Here is a 442-nt window from a genome sequence, read left to right as displayed (position 1 = left end):
CCTAGGGCCTGTCTTCAAAGGGTCATATCCACATCAGGAGTGACGCGATGGTGAGTGCTGCTTCGTAGGATTCGCGGGTTTTGTCGTAGCGGGTGGCTATGGCCCGGTACTGCTTTAACGCGTTGAAGCAGCGCTCGACGACGTTGCGCTGTTTGTAGCGCTCCCCGTCGAAAGCGGGCGGCCTGCCGCCGTTGCTACCACGACGGCGGCGGTTTGCCTGCTGGTCCGAGCGTTCCGGGATGGTGTGCGGGATACCGCGTTTCCGCAGGTAATTGCGTATGCCCCGACTGCTGTATCCCTTGTCGCCCAGGAGATGATCGGGCCGGTTGCGCGGTCGGCCTGGGCCTGGGCGGCGAACACTGATCTGCGCGAGGACCTGCTCGAACTGCGTGCAGTCGTTGATGTTGCCGCCGGTGACGACAAAGCTGAGCGGACGGCCATG

General features: G+C 63.1%; 1 protein-coding gene. It reads right to left on the bottom strand.

Annotated elements, in window-relative coordinates; translation table 11 throughout:
* Nucleotides 1-22: 22 nt before the first annotated feature.
* Nucleotides 23-442: IS5 family transposase (locus IA22_RS36275; RefSeq protein WP_106973292.1), on the bottom strand; the 420-nt coding region annotated here is incomplete at its 5' end.

It is taken from the genome of Kitasatospora papulosa (assembly GCF_000717245.1).
In the GTDB taxonomy this organism is placed as follows: domain Bacteria; phylum Actinomycetota; class Actinomycetes; order Streptomycetales; family Streptomycetaceae; genus Streptomyces; species Streptomyces papulosus.
This window is presented reverse-complemented; position numbering and strand designations above follow the sequence as displayed.